The organism is Micromonospora chokoriensis (genome assembly GCF_000718555.1).
GTDB classification, from domain to species: domain Bacteria; phylum Actinomycetota; class Actinomycetes; order Mycobacteriales; family Micromonosporaceae; genus Micromonospora; species Micromonospora chokoriensis_B.
Genome location: NZ_JOAN01000015.1, coordinates 1 through 24,693 on the forward strand (window position 1 = coordinate 1; position 24,693 = coordinate 24,693).

At 70.6% G+C, this 24,693-nt stretch carries 18 protein-coding genes and 2 pseudogenes; 12 read left to right on the forward strand and 8 right to left on the reverse strand.

The features are described 5' to 3' along the window. Positions 1 to 333: 333 nt before the first annotated feature. Entirely contained in the window at positions 334 to 2,154 is a 1,821-nt protein-coding gene (locus tag IF46_RS0119800) for a VanW family protein (protein WP_030489840.1), read from the reverse strand. A gap of 84 nt (positions 2,155 to 2,238) precedes the next feature. Between IF46_RS0119800 and nudC the strand changes: the two genes are divergently transcribed. Together nudC and IF46_RS0119810 are read left to right on the forward strand one after the other, a co-directional pair. Further along, entirely contained in the window at positions 2,239 to 3,258 is a 1,020-nt protein-coding gene (nudC, locus tag IF46_RS0119805; RefSeq protein WP_420063581.1) for an NAD(+) diphosphatase, read from the forward strand. Positions 3,259 to 3,364: 106 nt separating this feature from the next. Beyond that, positions 3,365 to 4,084 carry an FkbM family methyltransferase gene (locus IF46_RS0119810; protein WP_198041480.1) on the forward strand — a complete coding sequence of 240 codons (720 nt, stop codon included), beginning with the start codon at positions 3,365 to 3,367 and terminating at the stop codon, positions 4,082 to 4,084. Here IF46_RS0119810 and IF46_RS0119815 read toward each other — a convergent pair. Then, entirely contained in the window at positions 4,077 to 5,357 is a 1,281-nt protein-coding gene (locus IF46_RS0119815) for a hypothetical protein (protein WP_051724023.1), read from the reverse strand. The two genes, IF46_RS0119810 and IF46_RS0119815, sit on opposite strands and share 8 nt — an antisense overlap. 242 nt (positions 5,358 to 5,599) lie before the next feature. On the opposite strand from IF46_RS0119815, the gene IF46_RS0119820 reads away from it, so the two are divergent. From IF46_RS0119820 to IF46_RS34475, 3 genes are read left to right on the forward strand one after another with little or no spacing between them, the layout of a single operon-like run. Next, positions 5,600 to 6,337 (forward strand): methyltransferase domain-containing protein, encoded by a 738-nt coding sequence (locus IF46_RS0119820; protein WP_030489844.1) that lies wholly within the window; start codon positions 5,600 to 5,602, stop codon positions 6,335 to 6,337. Continuing rightward, positions 6,318 to 8,003, forward strand: a complete 1,686-nt coding sequence (locus IF46_RS0119825; protein ID WP_030489845.1) for a hypothetical protein — start codon at positions 6,318 to 6,320, stop codon at positions 8,001 to 8,003. Before IF46_RS0119820 ends, IF46_RS0119825 begins: the two co-directional genes overlap by 20 nt. Positions 8,004 to 8,039: 36 nt before the next feature. After that, the gene (locus IF46_RS34475; protein ID WP_157563198.1) at positions 8,040 to 8,198 is read left to right on the forward strand and encodes a hypothetical protein; all 159 of its coding nucleotides are present in this window, start codon (positions 8,040 to 8,042) and stop codon (positions 8,196 to 8,198) included. Here IF46_RS34475 and IF46_RS0119835 read toward each other — a convergent pair. Further along, a complete protein-coding gene (locus tag IF46_RS0119835; RefSeq protein ID WP_030489846.1) occupies positions 8,183 to 9,370 on the reverse strand; it encodes a glycosyltransferase family 4 protein in 1,188 nt (395 codons plus the stop codon). The two genes, IF46_RS34475 and IF46_RS0119835, sit on opposite strands and share 16 nt — an antisense overlap. An 89-nt stretch (positions 9,371 to 9,459) precedes the next feature. On the opposite strand from IF46_RS0119835, the pseudogene IF46_RS35745 reads away from it, so the two are divergent. Continuing rightward, a pseudogene (locus tag IF46_RS35745) lies at positions 9,460 to 12,204 on the forward strand (alpha-(1->3)-arabinofuranosyltransferase); the annotation flags it as partial. A gap of 129 nt (positions 12,205 to 12,333) precedes the next feature. Beyond that, positions 12,334 to 13,713 (forward strand): annotated as a pseudogene (locus IF46_RS35750) (discoidin domain-containing protein); the annotation flags it as partial. Here the strand turns inward: IF46_RS35750 and IF46_RS33860 are convergent. Further along, positions 13,602 to 14,801: an acyltransferase family protein gene (locus IF46_RS33860; protein ID WP_157563204.1), complete on the reverse strand. Its 1,200-nt coding sequence runs from the start codon at positions 14,799 to 14,801 to the stop codon at positions 13,602 to 13,604. The pseudogene IF46_RS35750 and the gene IF46_RS33860 overlap by 112 nt on opposite strands. Positions 14,802 to 14,937: 136 nt before the next feature. Here IF46_RS33860 and IF46_RS0119850 point away from each other — a divergent pair, with 136 nt between their 5' ends. Beyond that, positions 14,938 to 16,047: a DUF3068 domain-containing protein gene (locus IF46_RS0119850; protein WP_084597966.1), complete on the forward strand. Its 1,110-nt coding sequence runs from the start codon at positions 14,938 to 14,940 to the stop codon at positions 16,045 to 16,047. A gap of 54 nt (positions 16,048 to 16,101) precedes the next feature. On the opposite strand, the gene IF46_RS0119855 is transcribed toward IF46_RS0119850, so the two are convergent. Then, positions 16,102 to 16,845, reverse strand: a complete 744-nt coding sequence (locus tag IF46_RS0119855; RefSeq protein WP_198041482.1) for a class I SAM-dependent methyltransferase — start codon at positions 16,843 to 16,845, stop codon at positions 16,102 to 16,104. 384 nt (positions 16,846 to 17,229) lie between these two features. On the opposite strand from IF46_RS0119855, the gene IF46_RS0119860 reads away from it, so the two are divergent. Both IF46_RS0119860 and IF46_RS0119865 read left to right on the forward strand, forming a co-directional pair. After that, positions 17,230 to 17,853 (forward strand): DUF6230 family protein, encoded by a 624-nt coding sequence (locus tag IF46_RS0119860; protein WP_030489851.1) that lies wholly within the window; start codon positions 17,230 to 17,232, stop codon positions 17,851 to 17,853. Between the two features lie 75 nt (positions 17,854 to 17,928). Next, positions 17,929 to 19,377: a DUF6114 domain-containing protein gene (locus tag IF46_RS0119865; RefSeq protein WP_030489852.1), complete on the forward strand. Its 1,449-nt coding sequence runs from the start codon at positions 17,929 to 17,931 to the stop codon at positions 19,375 to 19,377. Positions 19,378 to 19,493: 116 nt separating this feature from the next. Here IF46_RS0119865 and IF46_RS0119870 read toward each other — a convergent pair whose 3' ends face one another. After that, a complete protein-coding gene (locus tag IF46_RS0119870) occupies positions 19,494 to 21,164 on the reverse strand; it encodes a DUF885 domain-containing protein (RefSeq protein WP_030489853.1) in 1,671 nt (556 codons plus the stop codon). A gap of 130 nt (positions 21,165 to 21,294) precedes the next feature. Here IF46_RS0119870 and IF46_RS0119875 point away from each other — a divergent pair, with 130 nt between their 5' ends. Further along, entirely contained in the window at positions 21,295 to 22,275 is a 981-nt protein-coding gene (locus IF46_RS0119875; protein WP_051724025.1) for a DMT family transporter, read from the forward strand. Between the two features lie 21 nt (positions 22,276 to 22,296). On the opposite strand, the gene IF46_RS0119880 is transcribed toward IF46_RS0119875, so the two are convergent. Continuing rightward, positions 22,297 to 23,370, reverse strand: a complete 1,074-nt coding sequence (locus tag IF46_RS0119880; protein WP_030489855.1) for a PHP domain-containing protein — start codon at positions 23,368 to 23,370, stop codon at positions 22,297 to 22,299. Between the two features lies 1 nt (position 23,371). After that, complete coding sequence (locus tag IF46_RS0119885; protein WP_030489856.1) at positions 23,372 to 24,136, reverse strand: M23 family metallopeptidase; 765 nt, start codon at positions 24,134 to 24,136, stop codon at positions 23,372 to 23,374. Positions 24,137 to 24,201: 65 nt separating this feature from the next. On the opposite strand from IF46_RS0119885, the gene IF46_RS0119890 reads away from it, so the two are divergent. Further along, positions 24,202 to 24,591 carry a hypothetical protein gene (locus IF46_RS0119890; protein ID WP_030489857.1) on the forward strand — a complete coding sequence of 130 codons (390 nt, stop codon included), beginning with the start codon at positions 24,202 to 24,204 and terminating at the stop codon, positions 24,589 to 24,591. The last annotated feature ends 102 nt before the right edge of the window (positions 24,592 to 24,693 follow it).

Here is a 24,693-nt window from a genome sequence, read left to right on the forward strand (position 1 = left end):
CCGATGGTACTGCACTCGTGAGGGTGTGGGAGAGTAGGACGCCGCCGGACAACTTTTCAGAATAGGCCACCCCCACCCGGGGGTGGCCTATTCTGCGTTCCCGTTTGTCCCTGCGTAATCGACCCGGCTCCCCCAGGTCTCCCGGGAGTGTCCGACGCCCCCTGGAGGGCTCGGCGCGCCCGAAGCCGCCAAGGTCACGCTCGAACCATGTTGTAGTGGCCTCACTGACGCGCCGACACCACTACAACCAGGATGTTGCGTGACCGAGCGAGCGGGCGGTCCGGGCGGGCGGGTCCGGCCCCGGGGGCCGGACCCTGAGAGCGAATGAGGACCTCAGGATGTCTTCGGCCCGCAGACATAGCGGGGTTCCGCGGCGTAGCGCCAGGTGAACTTCTCCCGCTTGACCACTACGCCGCCCTTCTTGATGACCCGGAAGGCGTCCTGGGCGAAGCCGTTGATGCCGTTGGTCTCGATGCACGAGGGCCCGGGATCCAGGTGGACCTGCTTCGGCGTGGTGATGTTGCGGCGTGGCCCGTACTCCGTCTTCACGCTGTCGTAGATCTTGGTGCTCCAGATCGACACGGTGATCGAGCTGGACGTGTACGACGTGTCGATGAGCAGGCCGTGCTCGGTGTTGTTGCGGAACTTGAAGTCCAGATTCGGCCAGATGATCGTCGACTCGATCACCGCCGGGTACCTGTCGAACCAGTACGAGTGCGGCTTGTGCTCGACGTCCTCCAGGCCGGCGTAGTAGGTCGCGTTGAAGAGCGTGGTGGTGAACTGCGAGATGCCGCCGCCCACGCCCGGCACCAGTTTGCCGTCGAGGATGACCGGTGCGTCCTTGTAGCCCTGGGCGTAGCCGCGCTCGCCGGTGTGACCGTTGAGCGAGAACGTCTTCCCGGGCAGCACGACCGTGCCGTCCACCTTCTTCGCGATGATCGCGATGTTCTGGTTGCGCGGCGCCGCCATGCCGCCGCTGAAGCGGGTGGTGAAGGTGGACACCCGCTCCTTGATGCCCAGGCCGGCGAGCTTCTCGCCGGTCAGCGCCGGCGGCGTCGACTTCAACTCGCCGGTGACCTCGCGGCCCTCCGTCTTGGGTAGCACGGCCAGCAGGTCCCGACTGAGGGCCGCTGCGTCCAGCTGCTGCCCGGACTGTCCCTCGGTGGGGGTGGGACGGCCGCCAGAAATGGTCATCGTGGCGTCTTTGGGCGGCACCTCGATGGTGGCCAGCTTGTCGCCGAGCGCCGCCCGAAGCCGCTTGACGTCCACCGACGGGGTGAGCTTGCCGGTCTTGTCGGCGTTGAATCGCAGGCTCTTCGCGATTGCGGCGGGCGGGATCGTCACCGAACCCTTGTCGGTACGCAGGGTGGCCGGAGCGGCGACTGCCGGCTTCGCCAGCTCGCTGACCAGCCGGTCCAACTCCTGCGGGGTGGTCGCCGGGTGGCTCTCCACCAGGGGCACGGTGATCGGTGCGCCGGCCAGCCAGCCAGCGCGGACCACCTCGGCGGAGCGCTGCGGGTCCAGAGCCAGGCCGGGCTTGGGCTGTACGACCTTCGGCGTGGTGCCCTGGTAGGTGATCGCCGGCATGGTCATCCCCTGGGCCTGGTTGCCGAGCACCTTGCGGAGCGCGTCGTCCAACCGGCCCACGTCGACGGTGACCACCGGCTCGACGGTGCGGGAGCCGACCAGCCGGCTGACTGGGTGCGCCTCGGCCTCGGCCGCTGCCGCGACGGTTGCCGGCACGTCGACCGTCAGCCCCACGTCGGCCGGGTTGATCTCGGCGGTGCGCCCGTCGACGGTGACCTTCAGCGGTGTGGCGAGCGTTGCCGCCCGCCGGGCCAGTGCCGCCCGCAACTCCCGGTCGGCGTCGGCACGGCTCCGGCCGCCCAGCTCGGTGCCGAGCACGCTGGTGCCACGGGGCACATCTCCGGCGTACGCCCAGGCGCCGGCACCTGCCACGGCGGCGAGGACACCACCGGTGACGCCGGCGGCGAGCAGCATCCGCACCCGACGCTGGCGACGCGGATCGCCGTCCGGCTCGCCAGGAGCGGCTGTCGTGACCGGCTCAGGCCCGTCGTCCGGCCAACTGACCGCGGTGACCTGCACGGTGGGCCGGTCGTCGGCGGGTGGAGTCTTGTCGCCGTACAGCGTCACTGGAACCTCGATCGCCAGGGTGCTGCGGGAGGTCCTCCCTCCCGGAGGCACCTACGGTAACGAATGTCCGGCCGTCCTCGTGGGCTGAGCCCACCAGGCGCTGCTACCGCGTGTCGTTTGGCGTGTCGTGGCTGGCCGGGGGGCGGTGTCTGCGGCGGACCGGGGACGTGGCACGGTGGCCGGGTGGGCACTGTGGAGCGGGCGTTGGCGTACGGCGGCGGTCGGCTGGACCGGGCGGGCCCGCTGCGTACCGATTCGACGCGGTTGCACGCGCTGTTCGCCGAGTCGACCACGGTGGTGCTGCCGATGTGGCGGGACCGCTGCCTCGTCGACGGCCACGGGCCGGTACGGCTCAGCGCGGAGCGGGCCGCCCTGGTCCGATCCGCCGCCAGTGACACGGTGTTCCTGGGGCTCGACGCGGACGTCGCGGTGTTCGCCGCGGACCTGTCCGCACTCCCCGAGCGGTCCGCCGTCGAGATGGCCGGCGCGGTGCGCTCCGTCGACGTGCGGGGCCTGGTCGGCCGGCTCGAACCCGGCGACGCGGCCGTCCAGGCGTACGCCCGGGGTTTGCTGCACTGGCACCGGCAGCAGCGTTTCTGCGGGACGTGCGGTGCGGCGGCCGTCGCCGACGGTGGCGGGCACCTGCGGACCTGCACCAGTGGGGAGTGCGGGCGTCTGCTGTTCCCAAGGATCGAGCCGGCGGTCATCGTGTTGGTCGAGGCGCCCGGCCGACCGGGGCGCTGCCTGCTGGCCCGGCACGCGGGTGCGGCCGAGGACGCGTACTCGACGCTGGCCGGCTTCGTCGAGGTCGGCGAGAGCCTGGAGGACGCGGTCCGTCGGGAGATGGCCGAGGAGGCGGGGGTGACCGTCACCGACGTGACCTACCAGGGGTCGCAGGCGTGGCCGTTCCCCGCCGGTCTGATGGTGGGTTTCCGGGCCACCGCCACATCCGACGAGGTACGCGTCGACGGCGAGGAGTTGCTGGAGGCGCGCTGGTTCACCCGGGCGGAGCTGCGGGATCGGGTGGCCTCGGGTCGTCCGCTCGGTCGGGTGGACGCGATCGACCACCGTCTCCTGGCGGACTGGTTGTCCGCAGAAGCGTGACCGGTGGCGAGCCGGCGCTCCGCACCCTGTTCAGGGGCGTCGATGACAGTTAGCCTTTGCGCCCATGCCGTCTTCGACAGGTCTGCTGACCGCGGTGAGTTCGCACGTGGCGTCGCTGCTTCCCGATCGGGCGGTGGCGGGCGCCATCCGCGCGGTCTATCCGCGCGTCGAGCCTGAGCTCGCACGCCTGGCGGAATTCATGCCAAAGGGCGGCACCGCCCTCGATGTCGGCGCCTGGTACGGCCCATGGACTCGCCGTATGCGCAAGCTGGCCGACCAGGTCGTCGCCTTCGAGCCGAACGAGGAGCTGGCGCGAAGCATCGTGCGTGCCTTTCCCGAGGTACGGGTCATCCGCGCGGTGGCGTCGGATCATGAGGGAAGCGCCGAGTTGTTCCTGCCGGAGAGTGGACCCGCAGTGGGCACCTCATCGCTGGAGTACGGATCCGGCCGCTCGGTGACCGTCCCTCGCGTGACGATCGACGGCCTGGGCCTCAGCGACGTGCGGTTCCTGAAGATCGATGTCGAGGGGCACGAGCTGCCGACGTTGAACGGCGCCGCCGAGACGATTCACCGGGACGACCCGGTGCTGCTGGTCGAGGTCGAGGAGCGAGTCCAACCCGTTGCCCCGATCATCGATCTGCTGACCGGGTGGGGTTACCGCGGCTACGTGCTGCCGGGGCGGGAATGGTTGCCGCTCGCGGACTTCGACATCCGCGGCAATCAGCGTGACGCGATAGCGCGAGTACACCAGAGTTTCGCGCGTCGGGTCGTGTTCCCCCGGCCGCGATACGTCAATTCGGTCCTGTTCAAGAGGGACGTCAGCTGATCCGGCCAGCGAGGTCCGGGGGTGCGACGGGTTGCGGCCCCGCCGTTGGGTTTCGCCGCCGCGCCGAGGCGCGGACGATGACCGCCAGGGCGAGGGCGGCAGCCGCGGCAGCGGTGGTGGCGGTCCACATGATGCCGGCGAAGGTGTGCGGTGCCACGAAGACCGCCACGAAGACGAGCCCGCCCGCCGCCACCCAGAGCGGCACCGATGGCCAGCGGGCCCCGCTCGCGATCTGCGCGTTGATCAGCACAAAGGCCAGAGCGTAGAAGGCCCCGGTGGCGGCGAAGAACGGTGCGTATCCGCCGAGTGCGGCGTAATCCTGCCCGCCAGCGAGCCGGAAGGCGAGGCCGCCGGCCAGCGCCGCGCCGAGGACGAGTGCGCCGCCGCACGCGCTGACGACGGCCCAGGCGGCTCGCCGTGTCCTGCCGTCGAGGCGGGCCATCCGGGGCAGGGCCAGCACGGTGACCACCTGCGGTGCCCAGAGCGCTCCCTTGGTCAGCACCGTCCCGACCGAATAGGCGCCGGACTCCGCAGGTGTCAGCAGCTGCCGGGCCAGGATGAGGTCGGCGTACGACGCGACAAGCATCGCCAGGGTGGCGCTGCTGGCCGTGCTGACCTGCCGCAGACCCAGCGTCGACCCGCCGGCCGCGCGGCGTCCCGCCGGTGGCGCCTCGATTCCAGCGGCCCCCGCCCCGGCGACCAGGCGCAGGATCGGCAGAGCGACGTACGAGCAGACGAGACCAGCCAGCAACGAGCCGACGAGGCCGGCGCCGAGGGCGAGCCCACCGATCACGCCGGCGTAGCGTCCGATGGCCAGCACGCCCATCCCCACCGCCAGTCGCAGGAAACGCTGGTCCCCCTGCAACTCGCCGAGCCATCCGGCGGCCAGGACCACGGGGAGCGTCATGCCCACCAGCAAGGTCACCACCTCGACCGGCAGGTGCAGGCTTGTGACGATCAGGGGAATGGCGGCCACCAGGATGCCGGCCGTGACAGCTGCCGTGCCGAGGGTGACGCGTGCGGTCGACGTGTGCGGGTGACGTGCCCGGTGCACGGCGACGGCGGTCTGGAGACCCGCGCCGGCGACGCCGGCGATGGCGACGAGAGCCTGCACGGTCGCCAGCGCTCCGAGGTCGGCGGCGGTGAGGTGGCGGGCACCGAGCATGGGCACCAGATAGGCCAGCCCATTGGTCAAGGTCGCGGCGGCCATCACGGCGCTGCCGGTCGCCGCCATCCGGCCGGCGTCGGAAACCGGTGCGGTAGTTCCTCTCATACCGGCCGTCTGACTCCACTTCTCCCCGCCGTCGTGCCGGAAGGGTGGGCACCGGCGGGAGCGCACAGGGTACCGAGATGAGCGGGCCCGCGTGGGCCGCTAGTCGGGCCGTCTGGCCGGTCGACTACGCCCGGTGGAGGGGCTAACGTCTCCCCGCGCGACCGGCTCGGGCGGGGTCTCACGGACGACGCCCCGGCGTCGCCACAACCCGTCCCGTCCTGGCCCACAAATAGGAGCCACGCGTGAAGCTCCCCGGTGCTCACCGCGCCGACCTGGCACGATCGGTGCGCCTGCTCCGTGCGTTTCGCGTGGAGCAGACCGATCCCGATTTCTTCTACGGCCTGCTCGCGCAGGACACCGTCGACCAGCTTCAGTCGTACGCCGACCTGGCCGGTGCCGTGGTCCTGGACGTCGGAGGGGGTGCCGGCTACTTCGCCGAGGCCCTCACCCGGGCCGGCGCGCGGATCGTCTGCGTGGACTGCGACGCGGGCGAGATGTCTGCGCGAGGTGAGGTCGTGCCGGGCGGTGTGGTGGGTAGTGCGCTCGACATGCCCGTTCGCACCGGCACGGTCGACGTCTGCTTCTCCTCGAACGTGCTCGAACACGTGCCGCAGCCGTACGCCATGGCCGACGAGATGCTCCGGGTGACCCGTCCTGGTGGCACGATCTTCCTGTCCTTCACCAACTGGCTGTCGCCCTGGGGTGGTCACGAGACGTCGCCCTGGCACTACCTGGGCGGGCACCGCGCGGCGCGGCGGTATGAGCGCAAGCAGGGTCGGCGGCCGAAGAACGTCTTCGGCGAGAGCATGTACGCCGTCTCGGTCGGCGAGATGCTCCGCTGGGCCCGGCAGCAGTCCGAGGCGGAGGTGGTCGACATCCTGCCGCGCTACCTCCCGGCGTGGGCCAAGGGAGTCGTCCGCGTGCCTGGCGTACGTGAGGTTCTCACCTGGAACCTGGTCCTTGTCCTCCGTAAGCGCTGACCTGCCTGGTCGGCTGCGCCTGCACGTCGCCGCCGCCGTCACCGCCCTCCTCGTGTTGGCGCCCCTGGTCCGACCGGGCTACGTGCTGCGCTACGACATGGTCTTCGTGCCTCGGCAGCCGCTGCGGTGGAATCTGTTCGCCCCGGGTGACGCGCTTCCGCGTGCGGTGCCGCAGGACGCGGTGGTGTCTCTGCTCAACCTGGCGGTGCCCGGTTGGCTGCTGCAGCGGATCGCGCTCGTCGCGATCATCTGGTTCGCGGTGGTGGGTGCCGGCCGACTGGTGCCGGCGCGACGTGAGCTGACCCGCCTCGTCGCGGCCGTCGGGTATGCCTGGACGCCGTTCCTGGCCGAGCGGCTGCTGCTGGGACAGTGGGGTCTGCTGCTGGCGTACGCCGCACTGCCCTGGCTGGTCCGGGCCGCGATCGGGTTGCGCGAGGGCCGACCCGGGGCGCTGCCGCGGTTGATTGTGGCCGCTGCTGCCGCGGCGATCACTCCCACCGGTGGCCTGCTGGCCCTGACGACTGTCTCGGTTCTTCTCCTGGGTCGCGGTGGCCCTGGCCGGCGGGCATGCGGCGCGGCGCTCGGTGCGGTGGCCGCGCTCAACCTGCCCTGGCTGGTCGCGGCCGCGGTGACAACCGCCGGTGGTCGTTCGGATCCCGATGGTGTGGCGGCCTTCGCCGCTCGGGCCGAGAACTGGGGCGGCCCGCTCGTCGCGCTCGCCGGCACGGGTGGGATCTGGAACTCGCTTACCACTCCGGCCAGTCGTGGGGCTCTGCTCGTGCCGGTCGTCACGGCAGGGCTGCTCGTCCTCGCCGCCCTCGGCTTTCCGGTGCTGCGCGACCGCCTACCGACGGGTGTGGCGACCCGGCTGGGCGTGCTGTCCGTCGGCGCGTTCGTGGGTGCCGCCTTCGCGGCGCTGCCCGGCGGCGCGGCCGCCCTGCGTTGGCTGGTGGCGGAGGTGCCCGGTGCCGGCCTGCTCCGCGACGGTCAGAAGCTCCTCATCCCGTACGTGCTCTGCCTGGTGCTCTGCGCTGCGCTCGGTGGTGAGCGAGCGGCAGCGCGCCTGAAGCAGCCCGGGGACCGCCTGGCCCTGGTCGGGCTGGTGCTGCTGCCGGTCGCGGTCCTCCCCGATCTGGCGTACGGCGCCGCCGGCCGCTTGCAACCGGTCCGCTACCCGCAGGAGTGGGGTGTCGTCGCGCGGGCGGTCGCCCAGGAGCCCGGCCCGACCCTCTCGTTACCGATGAGCATGTACCGGTCGTACCGGTGGAACCACGGCACTGTGGTGATCGACCCGCTGGCGCGCTACCTCCCGGTGGAGGTGGTCACGGACGATGCCCTCCTCGTCGGTGACCGGACGGTGGACGGCGAGAGCCCTCGGGTGGCGCAGCTCCGCAGATCGCTGCTCGACCGGCGGTCGCTGGCGGGCAGCGACCTGCGGTGGGTGGTGGTGCAGCACCGGTCGGGAGGGACGGTTCCGCCGCAGGTGCTGGAGGGGCTTCAGGTCGTCCACAGTGGCGAGGAGTTGACGCTCTATCGCAATCCGGCGGTGTCACCGGCCGGCGCGGGGCAGCGTGCCGGCTGGCCTCTGGTCCTGAGCCTCTGCTGCGCCCTGGCGATGCTCCTGCTCGCGATCGTGAGCCTGTTGCGCCGCCCTACCGCGTGGTAACGTGCCGCCACGCTCATCGATGGAGGAGGGTACACAATGCCGAAGCCGCTTACCTTGATGCTGGCCGCGGTGGTCGGTGCGGTGCTGGCGGTGGTGGCGCTGGGTGCCATGACGCAGCAGCTCGTCGTCTCGTCGGGCACTGCGGCGAGCACCTCCGACGACAACGGCGACCCCCAGCACTACGGCGTCAGGTAACCAGCCGCCGGCTTCGGCCCGCTGTCGGTAACGGCCCGCACGAGGTCGGCGAAACGGTTTCCCGATGCCGACCAGGTAAAGCCGGCAGCGTGCGACTGTGCCGCCTTTCCCATTTCGAGGCGAAACACGTCGTCGGCCAGAAGGCTCCGCACCTGTGCGACGAAGTCAGCAGTGTCGTGGGCGAGTAGTCCGGTTTCCCCGGCGACGATTGCCTCGGTGACACCGCCCGCTTCGTGAAATGCCACGGTCGGCGTGCCAACTGCTCCCGCCTCGACTATCGTCAGGCCCCATCCCTCTTTCCGGGAGGGGGTCAGGGCGACCCATGTCGAGCAGAGCAATTCGTGCTTCTCCGGCTCTGACACGAAACCCGCGAAATGCACTCGGTCACCGATGTCCAGTATGTCCACGAGTTCGCGTAGTCGCCTTTCCCACCAGCCCTGCCCCGCGATGGTCAGCCGTACGGTCGGGAATTCCGCAGCGAGCTGCGCCACCGCCTCCAGGGCAATCTCCACCCGCTTGTGTGGAACGAGCCGGCACAGCACCAGGAGCGAGGGATAAGGGGTGCGAGGAGCCGTGTCTGGCGTCAATTCCGGAGTGCCGTTGTAGACCACCGTGACACGACCCGGGTCGACTCCGAGAAATGCCAGTTCATCGCGGGTCGCGGACGAGACGGTGACGTAGCGGCAGCGCCGGTAGACACGCGTCGCGAAGCTCGACTCGATCCACCATCCGATGCGGGCGCCCCAGGCCCCGAGGACCACCGGCCACTGCTCACGGTGCACGTGGTGCACGAGGATGACGATGGCGCAGCGCGCGTACAGCGGGGTGAGGAAGGGCAGCCCGTTGCACACGTCGACAATCAGGTCGGGCCGGCCGAGCGATCGCGAACGCAGTGGGCCGAACCCGACCAGGCCGGCGAGATAGACGAGCGCGGCCCGCAGGTAAACGGTGTGTCGGCCGCCCCGCCGAAGGATCCGTAAACCGCGTTCTGACGTCTCCTCGCGGGGTGCACCCGGATGGTTGGCGCACAATAGCGTCGCGCGGTGCCCGTGCGCTATCAACTCTTCGGCGATGCGCTCGACATAGACCTCCGAACCTCCACCTTCCGGATTGCGCGTGTCGCGCCAGTTGAGGAACAGTACGTGCCGTCCGGGGCCGTCGAGGGTCTGCACCCGCTGCTCCTACTGCCGAGTAGTGTTCGCGATCGCGCCACCTTAAGGCGCTCGTGTCCGAACCCGCAATGGGTCGACGCGTCGGTCTGATGTGCACCAGGCGGCCGGCAGTAGACGGGAGAGACAAAATGCGCGAGGCATCGCAACCGGCGGGCGAGTTGGCACCCTACGGTGCTTCCTCGGCGGTATGGCGATTGCGGGCGGCATCGGTCTGCGTCGCACTGACGGCGCTGGCGTTCCTTCAGGAACCCGGCAAGATCGTGATGGACACCAAGGTCGATCTTGCGACAAATCCCGTCGGATGGCTCGAACGCGCATTGCACGTCTGGAATCCAGCGGGGTCGTTTGGCCAACTACAGAACCAGGCGTACGGATATCTATGGCCGATGGGGCCATTCTTCGCAGCTGGCGATGTCATCGGCGTACCCGCCTGGGTGGTGCAACGACTCTGGTGGGCGCTGCTGATGTGCGTCGCCTGCATCGGGGTCATCAAACTGGCTGAGCGGCTGGCCATCGGCACGCCGGCCGCCCGGATCATCGCGGGCGTCGCGTTCGCGCTCTCCCCCCGGATCGTCACCGAACTCGGCCCGATCTCGGTCGAGGCATGGCCCAGCGCGATCGCCCCGTGGGTGCTCGTACCCCTGATCGGACTGGCCCACGGCGCTTCGCTGCGCCGGGCCGTCGCCTGGTCCGCACTGGCCGTCGCCTGCGCTGGCGGTGTCAACGCCACGGCCGTGCTGGCGGTCGTACCGTTGGCGGTGCTCTGGCTGGTGACCCTGCGGCCGATGCGGCGTCGGCTCCTCGCGGTCGCCGCCTGGGGGGTGGCGGTCGCCGCCGCGACCGCCTGGTGGTTGGTGCCGTTGCTGCTGCTCGGCAAGTACAGTCCACCGTTCCTCGACTACATCGAGACGGCCCCCGTGACCACCCGGGTCACCGACCTGGTGACGACGATGCGCGGGACGTCGCACTGGCTCGCCTACGGCCGGTCCTGGGGTGCGGGTGCCCAGCTCGCCCTCGACGGCCCGCTGGTCATCGCTACCATCGTGGTCGCCGCTCTCGGCCTAGCCGGCCTGGCCCGCAGCGGGATGCCGCACCGGCGTTTCCTCATCACCGGCCTGCTCGTCGGCATCGCCCTGGTCGGAATGGGGCACGTCGCCGCCGTCGACGGCCTCCTCGCCGAGTCGCAACGGTCCTTCCTCGACCGAGCGGGGGCACCGCTGCGCAACGTGCACAAGTTCGACGTGGTGCTGCGACTACCGCTGATCCTCGGCCTCGCGCACCTGCTCGGCATGGTGTCCCGTACGTCGGCGGTGGCCGGCCGCCGATGGCACTCCGCGCAGAAACGCGCGATCGTGGTGAAGGTCGTGGCGCTGACCGGAATCGCCGCCGTCGCGAGCCCCGCCCTCGCTGGTCAACTGCCGATCAAGGGCAGTTTCGACAGCGTTCCCGGTTACTGGCAGGCCGCAGGCAGCTGGCTGGACGACAACCTCGGGCGCGACCGCGTACTGGTGGCGCCAGCCGCCCGCTTTCCCGACTACAACTGGGGCAGCCCCGCCGACGAGATTATCCAACCCCTGCTGAAGAGCTCCTGGGCGGTGCGCAACTCGATCCCGCTCACCCCGCCAGCAACGATCAGGCTCCTCGACGCCGTCGAATCGGTGCTGAGCACCGGCACTGGTTCGGACGGCCTGGCCGAGCTGCTCGCCCGCTCCGGAGTGCGGTACGTCCTGCTCCGGTCGGACCTCGACTACGGTGCGTCCCGTGCCGCCCGCCCGGTGCAGGCGCGGCAGGCCATCGACCGCTCTCCCGGGCTGCGGCTGGTCGCCTCCTTCGGTCCGATGATCGGCGGCGAAAGTGCCTTCGGCGGCTACCGGGACCAGGGCCTGGACGTGCCGACCCGCGCGCTGGAGGTGTACGAGGTCCAGCAGGCGGTGCAGCCCGTCGTCGCGTACGACGCCACGGCGATCTCGACCGTCGTCGGCGGGCCGGAATCGCTGCTGGACATCGCCGCGGCCCGCCGACTCGACGCGGCACCCACAGTGCTCGCCGGCGACCTGCCGACCGGTCAGGCCCTGGGCCCGGTGCTGCTGACCGACGGCATGCGCCGTCGGGAGGTGACCTTCGGACTGCTGCACGACAACGCGTCGGCCACCACCGAAGCCGACCAGCGGCCGCTGCTCGCCGGAGTCGCGCGTGACTACCTGCCGGCCTGGGGGGACAGGTACGCCACGGTGGCGCGGTACGTCGGGATCAACGGGGTCACCGCCTCCAGCTCCTGGGCGCAGGCGCACCCACTGAGCGGATCCCGCCCGGCTCACCTCCCGTACGCGGCGGTCGATGGCGACCCGGCGACCTCCTGGCGCACCGCCCCCAGTGCCCCCACCCGGCAGTGGCTGGAGGTCGAGCTCACCGAGCCGAGGAAGGTCTCTGAGGTGCGGCTGCGGTTCGACACGGAGGCGGACATGCTGCCCACGAAGGTGACCGTGCGCAGCGGCCCGGAACGGGTCACCGTCGACTCGTTCGAACCGACGTTGACCGTCCGGCTCCCTGGCGTGCACTCCAGCACCCGGATCAGGGTCACCATCGAGGCGGCGTGGCCGATCCGGACCGGTCAGGGGCGGGTCGGCATCGCGGAACTGGAGATCCCCGGCGTGCAGGCGGCGCGGACCCTGGTCACGCCGCAGGGCCCGGACACCGAGCGGCCCGCGACAGTGGTGCTCACCTCGGCGCCGACCACCGACTCGTGCTTCTTCGTCGACGACGTCCCACGTTGCGGGTCCGGAGTGGGCCGAGAGTCCGAGGACGGTGGTCAGCTCGACCGGACCGTGGTGCTGCCGGCGAGCGCCTCGTACACGCCGACGGTCTGGGCGCGACCGAAGGCCGGCCCGCAGCTCAGCGCACTGCTCGACGCGGAGGTGGCGAAGTCGTGGCCGCTGACGCTGCCGCCGCGGGCGACCGCCTCGTCCAGTGCGGTGCCCGACCCGGTGGCCCGACCCGGCGCGGTCCTCGACGGGGATCCCGCGACGGCCTGGCTGCCAGCCGCTGAGGACGAGGGCCCGTGGTTGAAACTCAACTGGCTCACCACCCGCACGATCAGCGGCCTGCGGTTGTCGTCAGCGGATTCGGTGGCCCGTGCACGCCCCTGGCGAGTCACAGTCATCGGCGACGGTGGGGTGCGCGCGGGCACGGTCGACAAGGACGGGTTGGTCAGGTTCGACCGGCCGTTGCGCACCGACGAGGTCACGATTCTCTTCCGTGCGAACACCTCCGTGAAGAGCTTCGACCCGTACAAGGGCAGGTCCGAACGGCTGCCGCTGGGTATCGGCGAGGTGAGCACCCTGCCTGCGGGTCAGTCGATCGGAGTGAATCTCGACGAGCGCGTCACGTTGCCCTGCGGCAGCGGGCCGACACTTCAGGTCGCCGACCGGCAACTGCGGACGTCCATCACGGCCAGCCGCCGGGAGCTGCTGGAACTTCGGGAGGTACGGGCCACGGCGTGCGGCGAGAAGGTGTCGGAGCCACTGGAGTTGCGCGCGGGCGAGCTGCGGGTGGTGGCGGCCGGGAGTGATCTGGCCGTACCGACGAGGCTCGTTCTGGACCCGGCTGGCCGCACCAGCCCGATCGCGTTGCCGAGCCTCGTACGCGTCGACGGGTGGTCGGCGACGGAGCGACGGCTGTACGTCGCCGCGAACCCGGGCGGCACCGTCATCGCGGTGCGGGAGAACGTGAACCCTGGTTGGCAGGCGACCGTGGCGGGGCACAAACTGACGCCAATCGTGCTGGACGGATGGCAGCAGGGCTGGTTGCTGCCCCCCGACGTCGGCGGGGACGTCGTACTCCGCTTCACGCCGGAGGGCACCTACCGGGTGGGACTGGTGGCGGGTGCGGCGCTGCTCGGGATCGTCCTGCTGCTTGCGGTGCTTCCGTCCCGCCGCCCGCCGAGGTCGATCGTGGCCGCGCCGGGACGGCGTCGGCGGGGCTGGCTGCTACCGAGCGCCGTCGGCGCTGCGGCGTTGCTGAGCGTCGGCGGAATCTGGGCGGCCGTGCTGGCGGTCGTCGGAGCGGCGGTTCTTGTCGCCCCCGGGCTGCTCGCACCGTACCTGCACCGCAGTGAACTGCGGCGGCTCCGCCGGATCAGTCGGCTGGTGGCATGGCTGCTCCCGGTCGTCTGCTTCGGTGCGGCGGGGTGGCTCTCGCTCGTCGATCCTCTGCCGCACACGTCCGCGGCGCCTCAGCTGGCGGCGCTTGCCGCCGTCACCGCCCTCTGGTGCTCGATCGCCCTGCCCGCACGTCGCTTCGCGGTCGCCGACCCCCAACGCAGCAACGGGCGCTCGACGACGTAGTAGCTGACCGCCGCGAACGCGATCGCGCCGGTCAGGGTGAGCGCATAGATCCGCACCGGGTTCCCGGTGAAGTAGGCGCGACCTTCGACGCGGTAGATCAGCTCCAGCACCAACGGGTGCCACAGGAACATTCCGTAGGAGAGCGTGCCGAGCCAGCGGATCGGTGCGCTACCGAGGGCCAGCGACATCAGCGTGGTCGGGCCGAACACGAGGGGCAACAAGATCATCACCGCGACACCGGCGTAGAGCCCGAGCTGCGCGGCGAACTGTCCGGCCGTCGGGGCGGCGACGCCCCGCGGCCCGGTGACCGAGGTGCTGGCCACGGCGAGCAGGCCGAGCGCGATGCTCCAACAGGCCAGTGGCGCGGAGCCGAGCTGATCGAAGACCTGCCACGAGCGGGGTGCCGTCGACGTCCGGAGCGCGACATGGATCGTGGCGAGCACGATGCCCGCGGCGAACCACAGCGCGTACGAGGGGAACCACATGATGTGCAGGCCGGTGTCCAGGAGGCCCGCTCCCATCGCGGCGATCCAGCCCACCGTGATCGCCAGGCCGACACCCGCGAGCGTCACCGTGCGGACGGGTCTCCATCGCCTCCCGACGAGACCCGCCGCCGCCAACGGCAGCAGCAGGTAGAACACCACTTCGGTGGCGAGACTCCAGGTCTGACCCAGGCCGGGCCGGATCTGTGCGTGCTCGTAGATCTGGGCGAAGGTGAGGTGCCGCAGCCAGTCGCCCAACGGAGCGACGCCCTGCTCTGGAAGCACCGTGAGGCAGACGACGACCGCGAGCCAGTATGCCGGCAGGATCCGTACGGCCCGCTTCCAGTAGAAGCGCCGCGCACCCGGCGTCGCGGAACCGGTGGCGGCAGCACGGGCCCAGGGACGAAAGAGCAGGAAGCCCGAGAGCGTGAAGAAGAGCGCTACCGCGAAATCCATCATGGCGATCCAGCCGCCCCAGCTTTCCCGGGTAGTGACGCCCGTGATGAACCCGACGTGTTGGGCAATCACCGCTACCGCACCGATTACCCGCACCCCGTCGAGGGCCGGCAGACGCGGAAGCGCAGGGGCGGATGGGGCAGTAAACATCGGGCTTCCCGGGGGTCGCGGAGAGAGGTGACTGGAGAGTAACGTGCCGCCATGCCAGAGGCGTCCACCCGTGACGTCGATGTCTTCAGCGCCTGGCTGGCTGGCGCCTTTTCGCCTTGTCATCGAAGGAGGAGCTGTGAAGAGGATTGTCGGCGCCGCGCTTTTTGGACTTGGCGTCCTGCTGGTCGTCGCCGCTGTGGGGCTGCCGCTGTACGTCGCACCCGTGGTCGGTCAGTTGCCGTACGACCTGAAGCGGTCGGAGTCCGTGGCCGAGGCGGCCGACGCCGAGTTCCTCCAGATCAAGGCAGGCGCGGCGAACGTCGAGCGGGGTGGACTCCGGTCGACTGTGGAGGTGGTCCCGCAGCCCAAGACCACCGACGAGAAGATGACAGGCGACCTCAAGGGCAAGGCCGTTGTCTGGGACGTGTTCCAGTCGGTGCGACGCGTCGACAACAACGAGATTATTAGCGAGTACAGCACCGAACTCGCCATTGACCGCGTTAGTGGTGCGGCCGCGAAGTGGGATCCTGCCTGGCTCGATGACGGCACTGGCCAACCCGCGAACTACGCGGGTCAGGTCTACAAGTTCCCCTTCGGCACCGAAAAGAAGGACTACCCGGTCTACGACCGCGAGATTCGCAAGACGGTCCCGGCGCAGTTCAAAGAGGTCACCGAGGTACGTGGGGTGAAGGCCTACCGCTTCGAGCAGACCGTCCCCGAGGCGCAGTTGGTGGTGGCCGAAAGCAGCCTGAAGGTGCTGTTGGCACGCTTCGCACCCGGGGCCACGACGGCCCGACTCATGTACACCAACACGCGCACGTTCTGGGTGGAGCCCGTCACCGGCTCGTACGTGGACGTCCGCGACCAGCCGCGCAAGGTGCTGGTGCCGGACGTGGGCGCACCGACGGTGCTGCTGAACGCCGACTTCCGCTACAACGAGGCGACTGTGATCTCCAGTGCCGACCGCGCCGCGGAGAACGCCAGCTCCATTCAGCTCGTACGCCTCTGGGGGCCGATCACGCTCGGAGTGCTCGGTCTGCTGGCGATCGTCGGCGGCATGCTGCTGGCTCTGCGTGGCTCCGGCAAGCCGGTCACTGCCGCCGAGCAGGCCGCTGCCGAGCCGATCGAGGAGGAGCGGGGCGGTAGCCACCGGGCCGACCGGGATGGTGAGGACACCGCCGCCGACTCCACCGAGCAGACGGTGCCCGATCAGCGGTCGGCGGCTGAGCGTTCCGCGACGCTCTGACCCCTGAGTCACCTGTTCGGTGGGCCTGGTTCGCCGGGCCCACCGAACTGCTTTTCACCGCTTGACGGCCGACACCACGAGGATCGAGGCGAGTGAGGGCCGGCGGCTCATGGCCGTGTCGAACCAGGCCATGCTCGACGGGACCCCGTGGAACCCCGCGCCTCGCAGGGTGACCGGCTCGAACCCTTCGCGGCGGAGCAGGTCGAGCAGCGCGGTGCGGTTGAACAGGCGCAGATGCCCGACCGGCATGGTGTCGGTCTTGAGGCGACGCAGGGCTCCGGCGCCGACCTCGGTCGACCGTGTGGAGGTCTCGTAGAAGATCGGCTGGACGCCGGCCAGGAAGAGCGCTCTGTTGTACCAGGCTTGCAGGTTCGGCGTGGTCAGCACGAGGTGACCGCCCGGCCGGAGCACGCGCGCGCACTCCTCAAGCAGGTGGTCGGGGTCGTACAGGTGCTCGAGCACCTCGCCGGCGTGCACCAGATCGATCGAGCCGTCCGGCAGTGGCAGGCCGTCGTCGAGGTCGCAGCGGTGGAACTCGTACGGCAGTTCGGCGGCCCGTGCGAGCTGGTGCTCCGAGTAGTCGACCCCGATCCAACGGATGTCCCGCTCGGGGGCAGCGGACGCGAGATGGGCCAGAAAGCTGCCGTCGCCGCACCCGACATCGAGAACAGTCGACGGGTTCGCCGAGTCGGCGGTCAGCGCGGAGAGGATCAGGTCGGTTGCGACGTGTTGGCGTTGCCGCAACGGGGGTGATTGGCTGCCCCAGCCCTGGGGGCCGTAGTAATCGATCAGCGGCACGCCGCAGAGCATAGCCATCCGGCAGTGCCTGAGGGAGGGTCGCGCGATGCGAGATCGCGCCGCGCGCTCTCGGCCTCCTTTACATTCGTTACCTTTTTGTAATTCATCGATGGGTAAGTCACTCTGTGTTGTTTTGCTGGGTTAAATGTCGGCCTTGAGATTGATTTGGCGATCACTGGGCCTCGATTCTTCAACGCAACGTGACGCTGTGCCGCCGCGGTGCTGGCCGTGTGTTACCGCTGGGTAATCGGGGGGTTGTGACCTGCGCCGCAGCGGGTGCACCATCAAGCCCGATGGTTACCAGCCGGTAACAGGTGGCGGGCCCCGATGTGGGCCGCCAGTTCGGGACCGGTCACTCGTGCGCATCGACCCGAGGAGGAACCCGTGCAGGATCGGTTTGACAGTCAGGGTCGTACCCGATGGAAGCGGTTCGCCGCCATGATGGTGCCCACCACGGCGGCCGCCGGCGCCATCCTGTTCGGAATGTCGACCGGCGCGATCGCCTCCGACATCACGGTCTCGGGGCAGACGTTCAAGATTGGTGCCAACCGCCTTGAGGGCGACGGCTTCAAGCAGTACGGCGGCATCGTCCGCGAGAAGGGCAAGGACGGAAAGGCCGGTCAGGTCCACCCGATCGCGCTCTCCGAGATCAGCAGCGCCGAGCTGTACAGCCTCTGCCAGTCCGTCCGCGCCGACCTGCCGGGCCTGCCGGTGGTGCTCACCATCAACGCCGGCGAGGGTAAGGAACCCGCCCGCGCCAAGGACCTGCTTATCGCGATGGACTCGTTGAACGGCAACGCGACCTTCACCAACATCAAGATCGGCCGGGACGCCACCGACCTGAACCCGACCGCGCAGGCCGGCTCGTTCGGCCAGAACTCCGACCACGTCACCATCACCAACCTGCAACAGGTGTCTCGCTACACCACGGCGGCCACGTTCAACCTGGTCGGCCTGAGGCTCAAGGTCAATGTGGGTGACGACGCCAAGGGCAAGGAGTGCTTCTGAGTGAGCCCCGGCCCGCGGTGGTCGACACCGCGGGCCGGGCCCAGGTCCCCGATCCCGCTCGGCCAGGAGGAGTACGTGACAACCGCGAACCCGTCCCACGCCCGGCCCGGTGGTCCGGCTCAGGCGTGGCGGTTCTTCCGCCGCTGGCGGCGCAGCCGACCGTTCTGGGGCGGACTGCTCATCGCTCTGGCCGGGTTGGAGATGTTCGCCTCCACCCGAATGACCCTCAACGGCCTCAGCTTTCGCAGCGGGGCGACCGGCCTACTCTCGTTGCTGATCCCGGTCATCCTGGTGACCTGTGGCCTGCTGCTCTGGTTCACCCCGGCGCAGCGGCTGTTCTACTCGGTCGTCGCGGCGGTCACTGCGGTGTACTCGCTGATCGGGCTCAACCTCGGCGGCTTCTTCGTCGGTCTGTTGCTCGGCATCGTCGGCAGCGCGCTCGCCTTCGCCTGGACGCCGACCCGCCCCGCCCCACCCCGGCAACAGGCCGACGCCGAAAAGGACGGCACTGGTCGGTCCGGTGAGGACCAGGGCGGTGTCGAGCGGGTCGAGCATCCGGCGCCCCGGGAGTCCGACGAGGGTGCGCCGCCCGACTGGCCGGGCCGCTCCGCTGATCCGCGAGCCTTCGCCATCGCTCTCGTGGTCCTCGGCCTGGCGGCCATCGGGCTGGCCAGCCAGCCGCGAGCGGTGCAGGCCGCGCCGAGCCGACCGGCCTCGACAGGCTGTCCCACCCCTCCCGGGACCGGCACCCCGATGCCCACCCGTAGCGCGGCCACGCCGACACCTCCCCGCAGCGCGGCCACGCCGACGCCCACCCGGAGCCCGGAGCGGGGCGGCAATGTCATCACCGACATCCTGGACGGAATCGGCGATCTGCTCAGCGGTGGCCGCCGGGAGGGGTCCGCCGCGCCGGCAGTGACCCCGACCGGCACGCCCGCAGCCCGGCCGACCGGCAGCGCGACGCCCCGCCCCGGGCCTGCCGACTGCCCGTCGCAGATCCCGGGCAAGTCGACCCCGGGTAAGCCCGGCACCACGGCACCCGACCGGCCGGCAACGGTGCAGCCGGGCAAGCCGCTGCCGCGCATCGCCGCCGATCCGGCGTTGCCGACCGTGGCGCAGACACCGTCGAAGCTCACCGGATCGTCGGTACGGATGACCGGGCTGCGCTTCGAGGGGATCACGGACCTGCACACCGTCAAGGGCGACCTCAAGGTGCTGAAGTTCAGCATGCGGGAGGCGGTGACCGCCGACTTCCTGCTGCGCGCCGACGGCCCCGAAGGGCGCAACCAGCGGTACGCGACCGACCAGTTGACCGTCCGGGGAGACGTGGCCTTCTACGCGACCCGGTTCGTCGGCCGACTGCTCGGCATCAAGATCACGCTGACTCCGGATCTGCCGCTACCGGACGGCATCCCGGTCACCTCGCCCATTCCGATCACGTTCACCGATCCGGCTATCGACCTGGCCTACGTCACGAGTGACACGCTGACCGCCCGCCCGGCATTGGCACTCACCCTTAGCTGAGCGCCCGGCTGCGTGGCCACCCTCAGCGCGCGGCCGCGCGAGCAGCCTCGGCTCGACGCACGGCTGCGCGCGGCGACGGACTCGTCGTACCGTCGACGCGCGCAGCCGCGGCCCGGTCAGAGCCGGGCCAGCGCCCGGCGCAGCGGGTCGAGACCCAGCGCACCCAGGTCCAACGCCTGCCGGTGGAACTCCCGCAGGTCGAAATCGGCGCCCTTGCGGGCCTTGGCGTCCTCGCGGGCCTGGAGCCAGATTCGCTCACCCACCTTGTACGACGGTGCCTGCCCCGGCCAACCCAGGTAGCGGTTCAGCTCGAAGCGCAGATTCTCGTCCGGCACCCGGCAGTGCGCCCGCATGAACTCCCAGCCCAGCTCGGGCGTCCACCGCTCGCCCGGGTGGAAACCGAAGGGGTTGTCCTTCGGGATCTCCAGCTCCAGGTGCATGCCGATGTCCACGATCACCCGTGCCGCGCGCATCGCCTGGCCGTCGAGCATGCCCAGCTTGTCGCCCGGGTCGTCCAGATAGCCCAGCTCGTCCATCAGCCGCTCCGAGTAGAGCGCCCAGCCCTCACCGTGCCCGGAAACCCAGCAGAGCAGCCGCTGCCAGCGGTTGAGCAGGTCGGCCCGGACGGCGGTCTGCGCCACCTGGAGATGGTGGCCCGGCACGCCCTCGTGGTAGACCGTGGTCACCTCTCGCCAGGTGGAGAAGTCGCTGATGCCCTGCGGCACCGCCCACCACATCCGGCCCGGACGGGAGAAGTCCTCACTCGGGCCGGTGTAGTAGATGGCGCCGTCGCTGGTCGGGGCGAGGCAGCACTCGATGCGGCGCACCTGCTCCGGGATGTCGAAGTGGGTGCCGTGAAGCTCGGTGATCGCCTTGTCGGCCAGCGCCTGCATCCAGTCCCGGAATGCCTCCTTGCCCTGGATGGTCCGGGCCGGGTCGGCGTCCAACCTGACAACGGCCTCGTCGACCGTGGCACCGGAGCCGGCGATGCGTCCGGCCACGACCCGCATCTCCGCCTCCAGGCGGGCCAACTCCGCGAAGCCCCAGGCGTACGTCTCGTCCAGGTCGATCTTGGCGCCGAGGAAGTACTGCGAGGCGAGCTCGTAGCGCTCCCGACCGGCGGCCTGCTTGTCGCGTCCGTGCGGGGCCAACTCGGTACGCAGGAACTGACCGAACTCAGCGGTCGCCGCGGTCGCCGACGCCGCACCCCGACGCAGCTCCGCGCCGAGCGTGCCCTCCGCACCCAGCCGCTCGACCAGCCCGTGGAAGAAGTTGTCCCCGGTCGGGTCGGTCCAGATGTCGCACTGCTTGGCCACCTCGACCAGCTGCACCTTCGAGCTGACCTCACCAGCGGCGAGCGCCTCGCGCAGGGTGGTCTTGTAGCCCTCCAGCGCGCCGGCGAAGCCGTTGAGCCGGGCGGCGATGTTGGCCTGCTCGTCGCTTGTCGCGCTGGGCATCAGGTCGAACACCATGCGGATCTCGTGCAACCCGCTGGTGATCACGCTGACCTCGCTGGTCACCTCCCCGGCGTCGTACCGGGCCAGGTCCAGGCCGAGTCGTTCCTGCATAGCCTCCTGGGCGGTCCGCTCCGATTCGGTCTCCGGCTCGGTCGCCTCCAGCTCGGTGAGCGTCCGGCGGGTGAGGTCCGCCCGTGCCCGGTAGCCGTCGGGCGAGAGGTCGTCGAGCTGGTCGTCATGGCCGGCAATGCCGACGAAGGTCGCGCCGGTCGGGCTCAACGGAGCCCACTCGGCCACGTAGCGGTTGGCGAGTTCATCAATTCGTCCCACGCTGCGACCCTACGTGACCATTCCACCCTGGTGTCGCCGACGTTTGTCGTGTTCAAGCCGCAAGTTGCGGTACGGCGGGGCGGCCGAAAGGCCCGCGACTTTGTCGTACGGTTACGGCAGAGTGTCAGGGGTGACCACCGATACCACTCCTGACAAAGCGCCGGTCCGCGCCTGGCTGCCCGGCTTCGTCGCCCTCGCCGCGATCTGGGGTGCCAGCTTCCTCTTCATCAAGGTCGGGGTGGCCGAGCTGCATCCGGTCCAGCTCACCCTCTACCGAGTGGTCGCCGGCGCGTTGACCCTGTTGGTGGTCCTCGCCGTGCTGCGCGACCGGCTGCCCCGCGAGCCCAGGGTCTGGGCGCACCTGGCCGTTGTCGCCGCGTTCGGCGTGGCGTTGCCGTTCACCCTCTTCGGCTACGGAGAGCAGCGGGTCGAATCGATGCTGGCCGGCATCTGGAACGCCACCACGCCGCTGATCGTGCTGCCGCTGGCGGTGCTCGTCTTCCGCACCGAGCGGCTGACCGTGCGCCGTGCGGTCGGGCTGGGGCTGGGCTTTGTCGGGGTGCTGGTGGTGCTCGGGGTCTGGGAGGGCATCGGCGGGGCGCACTTCACCGGGCAGCTCATGTGCTTCGGCGCGGCGGCCTGCTATGGCGTCGCCATTCCGTACCAGAAGCGGTTCGTCGCTGGCAGCGCGTACTCAGGTCTGTCGCTGTCCGCCGCGCAGCTGCTGCTCGCCGCCGTGCAACTGGCCATCGTCACCCCGATCGTCGCGGGCCTGCCGCCGCTGCCCACCGAGCTGTCGCCGGGGGTGGTGGGAAGCGTGCTGGCTCTCGGCGCGCTCGGCACCGGGCTCGCGTTCGTGATCAACATGCGTAACATCCGGTTGGCCGGCGCGAGCACGGCGTCCACCGTCACGTACCTGATCCCGATCTTCGCGGTGCTGATCGGCGCCGTGGCGCTCGACGAGCGACTCAACTGGCACCAACCGGTCGGCGCGCTGATCGTGCTGCTCGGGGTCGCGGTCTCGCAGGGGCTGTTCGGTCGCCGCCGGAGCAGCCCGGTGGTCGGCGTCGGCGCACCCGCCGCACCCGCCGCCGAGCCCGCCCGCCGCTGACCGGCCGCCGCGTCGCGGGGGTCAGGGGCGATCGTGCGTCCAGGCCACCAACTGCTCTGCCGACCAGGTGTTGATCACGCGGTCGGCGGGGACGCCGCAGAGGGCGGCGCGCTCGCAGCCGAACCGTTGCCAGTCGAGTTGGCCGGGCGCGTGCGCGTCGGTGTTGATGGCGAACCGGCAGCCGGCCTCCAACGCGCGGCGGATCAGGCGCTTCGGCGGGTCCTGCCGCTCCGGCCGAGAATTGATCTCGACGGCGGTGTCGTGCTCGGCGCAGGCGGCGAAGACGGCGTCCGCGTCGAAGTCGCTCTCTGCCCGGGTACGCGCGCGGTGCCCCCGATCGCCCGGACCGGTCACCCCGGCCGGGCGGGACGACACCATCCGGCCGGTGACGTGGCCGAGGATGTCCAGGTGTGGGTTGGCGACGGCTTTCAGCATGCGGCGGGTCATCTTCGACCGCTCGTCCTTCAGGCCGCTGTGCACCGACCCGACCACCACGTCGAGCCGGGCCAGCAACTCGTCGTCCTGGTCCAGGGAACCGTCGGCGAGGATGTCCACCTCGATCCCGGTGAGGATCCGGAAACCCTCGGGCAGCGCCGCGTTGACCTGGGCCACGTGGTCGAGTTGCTGGCGTAGCCGCGCCGCGGTCAGCCCCCGGGCCACCGTCAGCCGGGGCGAGTGGTCGGTCAGCACCACGTACTCGTGGCCCAACTCCACCGCCGCCAGCGCCATCTCCTCGATCGGCGAGCCACCGTCGGACCAGTCCGAGTGGGTGTGACAGTCGCCGCGAAGGGCGGCGCGCAGCGCCGTGGCCTCGGCATCCAGATCGCTGCCCTCGGTCGCCACCAGTCGGCGCAGGTAGACCGGCTCCTCACCGGCGAGGGACTCCGCCACGCAGCGGGCCGTGACGTCACCGACCCCGGCCAACTCGGTGAGCGTGCCGTTGCCGGCCCGTTCGGTCAGCTCGGCCGAAGACAGGCCGGCGAGCGCCTTCGCCGCCGACCGGAACGCGCGTACCCGGTAGGTGGCCTCGTTGGCCCGCTCCAACAGGAACGCGATCCGGCGCAGGTCGGCGATGGGATCTCTCGCGCGGGCCATGTCAGGGCGCCTTCGGGCAGCCGTGCTTGCGTTGCCACGCGGTCACCTCGGTGGCTGGCTCCCGATTGCCGCCGCCTCGCCAGGAGTCCAGGTAACGCGCCGGCCAGATCACCCCGCGCCGAATCCACCAGCCGTCCTTGCCCGTGCAGGCCGGCGAGATGCCGAAGTGCACATGGCACACGTTGTTCGCGTTGCCGGTGCGGCCCACCTTGCCGAGCTGCTGCCCGGCGCGGACCCGCACCCCGGCGTCGACGCCGCTGGTCACGACGCTCAGGTGTGAGCCGTAGTAGCGCACCCCGTCGTCGCCGAGCAGGGCGACCGACAGGCCGCCGTTGTCCGGCCCCTGCTGCCCACGCTTGGAATACCTGTCCACGCGACTCACCTCAAGCACCGTCCCGTCGGTCACCGCCACGAACGGCTCGCCGCAGTCGGCGAACAGGTCCGTCGCCGGGTACGCCCCGTGCGTCGGGTGATAGTCGACGTTGTCGGCGCGTACCGGGAAGACATGCTTGAGCCCGGTGCGGGGTGCCGTCGCCGACGGCCTGGCCGACGACGGCACCGGGCGGCCCGGGTCGGTCGCCGTCGGCGTGGGCGGTTGGGACGGCGGCTGGTCGGCGGTCGCCCAGACCACCGGTGGCGTCGGCGCGGCGCCGTCGGGTGGCACCCCCGGCCGCGTGGTCGCGCAGCCGGCGGCCAGCACCGGGGCGAGCAGCAGCAGGATCGGGTACGCCGGACGAGCGCGGCGGCTGATCGTCGGCGAGGACATTCGGTCATCCTGGCAGAGCCGGTACCGTGGGGACGAGCGGCACGCGTGAGGGGAGGGCAGCGACGGTGACCATTGCCCGACCCGATCCTGGCCCGGATTTCGGTGCCGCCCGCCCGGTGCCGCGTACCCCGTCGGGTCTCTTCCCCTCCGGGCCCCCGACCCGGCCCACCTACCGCGAGCCGCACCCGATCACCGGCGGTGGTGTCGCCTCCGGCGGCGGCGCGGCGGCCGGTTGGCTGCTGCTGTTCGGCCTGCTCGGCACCGATGTGGCCAGCTACGCGTGGTGGACGGTGTTCGCCGGTCTGCTGGCCTGGGCCACCGCCCTGGTGCTGGTGCGCCACGGTGACCGGGGGGTGGCCACCGGGGTCGCCATCGTCACGGCGGGTGGCTGGAGCATCGCCGCCGCCGTGGTGGCGGTCCGCTGGGCCACAAGCGGTGACTGGCCGCTCTGGTGAGCGACACGAAACAGGCCCGAAACGGTTGTCGATGACTGCACCGTGTGCCCGGTTGGCTGCGTAGCGAATGCCGTCTTGACGTGGCCGCTGAGACTCGGCACG